Annotated in this window: 6 protein-coding genes; 1 reads left to right on the top strand and 5 read right to left on the bottom strand. The window is 38.9% G+C overall.

Annotated features, from left to right (window positions below):
- Positions 1-13: 13 nt before the first annotated feature.
- Together L647_RS0109845 and L647_RS0109840 are read right to left on the bottom strand one after the other, a co-directional pair.
- Positions 14-1,285, bottom strand: coding sequence for an IS4 family transposase (locus L647_RS0109845; protein ID WP_024610808.1), 1,272 nt, complete (start codon positions 1,283-1,285; stop codon positions 14-16).
- 108 nt (positions 1,286-1,393) lie between these two features.
- Positions 1,394-1,963: a hypothetical protein gene (locus tag L647_RS0109840; RefSeq protein ID WP_024610978.1), complete on the bottom strand. Its 570-nt coding sequence runs from the start codon at positions 1,961-1,963 to the stop codon at positions 1,394-1,396.
- 192 nt (positions 1,964-2,155) lie between these two features.
- On the opposite strand from L647_RS0109840, the gene arfB reads away from it, so the two are divergent.
- The gene (gene arfB / locus L647_RS0109835; RefSeq protein WP_024610977.1) at positions 2,156-2,569 is read left to right on the top strand and encodes an alternative ribosome rescue aminoacyl-tRNA hydrolase ArfB; all 414 of its coding nucleotides are present in this window, start codon (positions 2,156-2,158) and stop codon (positions 2,567-2,569) included.
- 65 nt (positions 2,570-2,634) lie between these two features.
- On the opposite strand, the gene L647_RS0109830 is transcribed toward arfB, so the two are convergent.
- From L647_RS0109830 to L647_RS0109820, 3 genes are read right to left on the bottom strand one after another with little or no spacing between them, the layout of a single operon-like run.
- Entirely contained in the window at positions 2,635-3,684 is a 1,050-nt protein-coding gene (locus L647_RS0109830) for a DUF2955 domain-containing protein (protein ID WP_024610976.1), read from the bottom strand.
- 10 nt (positions 3,685-3,694) lie between these two features.
- Positions 3,695-4,759 carry an HlyD family secretion protein gene (locus L647_RS0109825; protein ID WP_024610975.1) on the bottom strand — a complete coding sequence of 355 codons (1,065 nt, stop codon included), beginning with the start codon at positions 4,757-4,759 and terminating at the stop codon, positions 3,695-3,697.
- Positions 4,749-5,234, bottom strand: coding sequence for a MarR family transcriptional regulator (locus tag L647_RS0109820; protein WP_024610974.1), 486 nt, complete (start codon positions 5,232-5,234; stop codon positions 4,749-4,751). Before L647_RS0109820 ends, L647_RS0109825 begins: the two co-directional genes overlap by 11 nt.
- Positions 5,235-5,932 lie beyond the last annotated feature (698 nt).

Below are 5,932 nucleotides of genomic sequence, written 5' to 3'. Positions count from 1 at the left end.
CATAGGTTAGACATTAAGAGATAATTGGATTCAGGCCGCATTTTAATCGTCCTTTTTCTTTATCTCTTTTTGGGTTCGCTCTTCGTGCATATTTTGACAAAAAACTGATAGTTTTTTGCCATGCTTTATTCAGTGTCGATATCACGCCTTGTGTTATCGACTCCATTAATTGATAAAACCAACCTTGGGTGTTTTTTGCTACCATAAATGTTGATAGCTCAATACCGGCAAGTTGTTGAACACTCATGCCTATTCGCCTCTTTACTAACAACGTCAATAAACTTGCCCACACCAAGCCTTCCATCATGCTCGCTTTTCTGGTGTTAAATTTTTGCAGGTTGCAATAAGACTTCCATTCTTTAAACAGTAACTCTATTTGCCACCTGAGACTGTAGAGCTTTATTACCGCTTCAGCGCTAAATTTTTCTCGATTTAAGTTCGTTGCCCAATAAGTAGGCTCACTTTTTCCTCTAGGCCAGCTCGCAATCAATCGATAATTAGTTTTACCTTCCACATCCATATCGACAATAACACTACGACGAATATGCTTTTTAACGTCCTTTTGCTTCTTCTGTGAAAACCGTTTTAACGCGTTACCGTGACGATTAAAAGCAGCTACTACGGTTGGATTAACCGTGGTTTTAGCCCTGACAACATAAAAGCCTCCTGCTGTATCAATTGATTCAAGATACGATAACTTAAAATAACCTCTATCCGCTAAAAACAAGGTGTCGACTAACGATTTAGCATCAGGTAAAAAATCATATTCAGCTTGGCTATCAGGACTCACTGAGATTTCTTCGGGATAACCTTGAAGCACATCCCAACTCACATGAACCTCTATTGCCGCAGGACTTATTTTAGTAAAGCGACCTTTAAAGGTATCTTTTAAACTATCGTGCACTGCGAACGAACTTCCGTCTTGCAATATGATGCGTTTGAAATCTGACAGTGTGACTTCTGTGCCGAGTATTTGTTGCTGCCATTCATTTAACGCCACATCGACCAGTGATTTCATCAATTGGCTGAATTCAGGCTTACTCAGTTGATTGTGAAACGGTTTATATTGAACATCAGTTTCCGTCAACTTCACAAAATAACGATGTAAATCTGTCACGGTGTTTACCGATTTATCGCCTAGAGCCGTTATTAACGACATGACTAATTCGAAAGGTTTTATTATTCGTTTACGGCTACAAAAACGGCTTGTTTTACCTATTTCGTTAATATTAAAATCGTTAAGCACTTTCGTTATTTTGTTTAACTCAGTATTATATTTATTCATGCTCTGCTTTTGGGATAGATAGTGGTTTGGCGATTACTATCAGATCAAATTCAGAGCATGTTTTCAAGTTTTATTCCTTAAGATCCAACCTATGAATAACGATTAGGCTTATAGTAGTGCAAATAACTTTTGTAGTTGTGGCATATACTCGCTCACAAGTGCAAGGTTACTTTCGCTAACAACTGGTTCGCTTGATTCAACAGCGCTTGACGCTTTACCAAAAGAACCCATCAACGAGCTAGCACTTGTATCTTTAGCGCTTTTCATGCTGCTTAAACCACTCATTACTTTAGTTGCTGTTTCTTGATTTTCAGTAGATAAACCTGATTTTAAGTTTTCTATGTACGCCATAGATACTTCAGTACCAACAGTAACTAGCTGCTCTGGTGTAAAACCGTATTGGCTAGTAACACCTTCAAAGCTTTTGTATAAATCTTGATCTTTAATCATGCTAAGTGCGCTATTAGCTAAAGAGCTTTGTTCGCCAACAGTTTGATCTGCAGAGCCACCTAGCATACTTGCTAAATCTAAATCTTTTAATGATTCTTGGCTGCTTGCCCAACTTGATACCGCTGGTAATGCTTTCATGTAGCTTTGAAGTTGACCTTCGTTAATATCTTCTGCAAGGCTTGAGAAACTCATTGCTAATAAGCTAAGTGATACAAGTATTTTTTTCATTGAGCGTTTCCTAATATTAAAGTTGTGCCAATTAGAAACTAATTAACGGCACTTGCCAATACAAAAAAATGTATTAGTCAGTTTTACAGTACAAATTATGGGGCGTTGTTAAAATCTTAAGATTTAAGTTGATTCACCACAAGTCAATGTACAGATGATATAATGCATCTTTGACAACTAGAGCTGAACACAATGTTAACAATTTCAAATACTGTCACTATAGATGAGTGGGAGCTAGAGCTTACAGCAATTCGCTCGCAGGGTGCCGGTGGTCAAAATGTTAACAAAGTAGCGAGTGCTATTCATTTACGTTTTGACATTAACCGCTCTAAGCTTCCTGATTTTTATAAAGAACGTTTACTTGCGCTAAACGACACGCGAATTACTAAAGATGGTGTTTTAATAATTAAAGCGCAAAGTCATCGTACACAAGAGCTTAATCGCGACGATGCACTTAAACGCTTAAAAGACCTAATTTTAAGCGCCACAAAGGTAAACAAAGCCCGTAGAGCCACAAAACCAAGCCGTAATTCGCAGCGTAAACGCATGGATAAAAAAACAAAACACGGTCAAAACAAAGCGTTGCGCGGTAGTGTAAAGCTGTAGCTTACATATTGTTTAAACGTAAAAAAGGCTGCAGTTGCAGCCTTTTTATTGTTAAACGATATAACCTAATCGTAGGTATGATGCCGTGTTACGCTAAAGCGATTAAGTAAATGATGCATAACATACACAGCACATAAGCTTAGAATAATAGCCACCGATACCGAACTAAAACGGTACAAAGCACTATAAATTAAATCCTGCCCAGGGCCTAAAGAGTTACCAAATAAAATACCAAATGTAGTTAACACGCCAAAACCAATACCTGGAATTCCGCCGCCTAAAATATGAAATCGTGCAAATACAAACGATAATATCCATAAAATAACCACCGGAAAAAGTAAAAAATCAGTGTGGCTATACAAAAACAATTGCGATAAAAGTGCGGCATTACACCCAATAAGCGTTCCAATGGCACGTTGCCAACCAGCCATTCCGGCAGCTTTCCAACATAAAGAAAATAAAATAAGCACCGATGCTGCTTGTGCAGAAATAGAATCTTGTAAGTCTAAAACCTGAAAAACCACAAACGAAAGCGTAGCAACACTAGAGCAAAGCAGTACTTCATGACGAATACTTTCTTTTGCTTTTGCAGGCATTACCCGAGCTGGTCTTGCTGTTACCTCAGGAAACAGCCCATGCATTAGCGCAGCAATAATAACCGTTAAAATAATAGCCAAACCATTTGTTAAAATAAGAGGGTAAATACTGCTGCCCTGATCAACATAGCTCGAAAAGTGCAGCTGAATTGAAAGGCTAACCACCCCTAAAGCACCAAATAAAAAGGCACTGCCACTGCTCATTTTATGAAATAAAATACAAAAAACACCAAACACTAATAACGTCATTACGACTGGTAAATGCGAAAAAAGCCCCTGCATTACAAGCACTATAAATGCGCTAAACGCCGCTGATGCTATAAATTGATTAATTACACCTCGGCTTAAAGTAGGCACCATGCCAAGTAACAACATAGGGTAAACAGTAAAAAATATACCATTTGGCCAGTTCATTAATTTACTAATAGCAAAGCCTACTGTGCACCCACCGGCAATGCGAAGTGCTTGGCGAAGGCCATTAGAGTCTAATTGCGGCCCTTGGCTAACAACTTGAGTCATATACTCTCCATTAATAAATGTAGTGTAACAAACTAATAAACCTAATTTGCGCAGCGCCTAACCATTGCCCAACTGTCGACTCTGGCAATAATTGCACCGTTGCGCGGGCACCACTTGGCATATTAGCAATTAAACTTGTATCGTTTATTAGCTTTAAATGAATACGCTGGCGTTGTGCATCACGTACCCAGCGGTTGCTGGTTTCGGTTGTACTAAGTAGTCCATTTGCACTTAACTGCCCATTACTTACACCGGCTTCAAAAGCTGTAATTTGCGCGTCGTAAACTTCACCAGGGCGGCTATCAAATACAACCTTAGCTAAGCTGCCAGGCTTCATATGCAGTAACGACTTTTCTCTAAAATCAGCTACTAAATCAGCTTTTTTTGCCACAATAGCGAGTAAAGGTTGGCCTGTTACAGCGTATGCGCCATCAAGTAATTGTAAGTTAGTAACAATGCCATCGCTTAATGCAAGTACCTGTGTGTACGATAAGTTAAGGTTAGCTTGGGCTAATTGGTTTGCTGCATGTCGCATTGCCAAGTTTTGCTCACCTGATTCACCACGCGCTAATATGGCTTCAGCTAATTGCGCCTCAAATGCAGCTACGTTTGCTTTACTTGCCTCATAATTAGCACGAATGCTTTCAAGCTCTTGCTCCGATATAGAGTTTTGCTTGTAGAGCTTTTCACCTCTGCTTTTTAATAGCTTTTGCTCATGTTGTTTTGCATTAGCCGCACTTATTTGTGCCTCAAGTGCTTTAACATTGGTATCAAGGCGTTTATTTTGTAATTTGGCATCGTCCAGCGCAAGTTGCGATTGTTCAAATGCTAACTTATAAGGTCCTTGGTCAATATTAAACAACACATCGCCAGCCTTTACAGGTTGGTTATTACTTACCAACACTCTGGTTACTCGACCGCTAATTTGTGGAGCAATTTGTACAACAGGATGGTACACGCGCGCCTGTGGCGTTACAGGTAAAAAAATATCAGCCATTAAATAGTAAATAAATACTAAAACAAATCCCACAAGGGAAAGTCTTACATAGCGCGCAAACTTTTGATCAGGTGTCATTTTTAGCCTTAATTTGAGATTTAATACAATTTTGTGCGTTCTTTTCCATTTTAACTAAACCATAAGCCATCGCGTCTAATTGCTCGTCAGTAAAACCACTGTATAACTGAGCTTTAATATGGGTAATTGTCTCGGTTAATGAATGTAAAACGGCGAAGCCTTGTTTAGTAAAATAGAGTTTTTTACTACGCTTATCATGCTCGTCTATACGACGAGTAATGAGCGACTGTTCTTCTAACTGTTTGAGTGTACGAGTTAACGAAGGCATTTCTATACCTAAGCTATGGGCCAACTCTAATTGAGTTAGTCCCTCGCCATTCATATTTATATGCACTAACACCATCCAACGTGATTGTGTTAATCCTAAAGGCTCTACAGCAATAGTAATCGCCTCACGACATACACGATGTACTCGCCCCATAGTGCCAATAATGGTTAAGTCGAGTGTTTCGTGAAAGGGAATATTTTTGACCATAGCTCTCTCATTTAGTTAGCAAGCTAACTATAATATCACTACTTAATAAGCAGCGTAAATATATAAGTTAAAAATGAATTAAAGGTAGGCAGTAAAAAGTACAATAAAGCGAAGGGAATCAAGACAAAAGCCGAACTCAACAAAACCGTAGGTGCGATTTTACATCGCGCTCATGTAACCTTAACCACTAAGCACCGAGGCGCAGATTTAACACAATTAATCACTTCTCAGTGGTGATAACAATCTATTTAAAGCGAGGTATAAAACCTCACCTACATCAATGCAAAAACCGCACTCAACAAAACCATAGGTACGATTTTACATCGCGCTCATGTAACCTCAATCACTAAACACCAAGGAGCAGATTTAACACAATTAATCACTTCTCAGTGGTGATAACAATCTATTTAAAGCGAGGTATAAAACCTCACCTACATCAAAACAAACACCGCTCTTAACAAAACCGTAGGTGCGATTTTACATCGCGCTCATCTAACCTCAATCACTAAACACCGAGGCGCAGATTGAACACAATAAATCACTTCTCAGTGATGATAACAATCTAGTAAAAGCGAGGTATAAAACCTCACCTACATTAAAACAAACACCGCATTCAACAAAACCGTAGGTGCGATTTTACATCGCGCTCATCTAACCTTAACCACTAAACACCGAGGCGCAGATTGAACACAATTAAT

The organism is Pseudoalteromonas sp. TB64, from assembly GCF_000498095.1.
Classification (GTDB): domain Bacteria; phylum Pseudomonadota; class Gammaproteobacteria; order Enterobacterales; family Alteromonadaceae; genus Pseudoalteromonas.
Note: the sequence above shows the minus strand (reverse complement) of the source record. Positions and strands in the feature narration are given on the sequence as shown.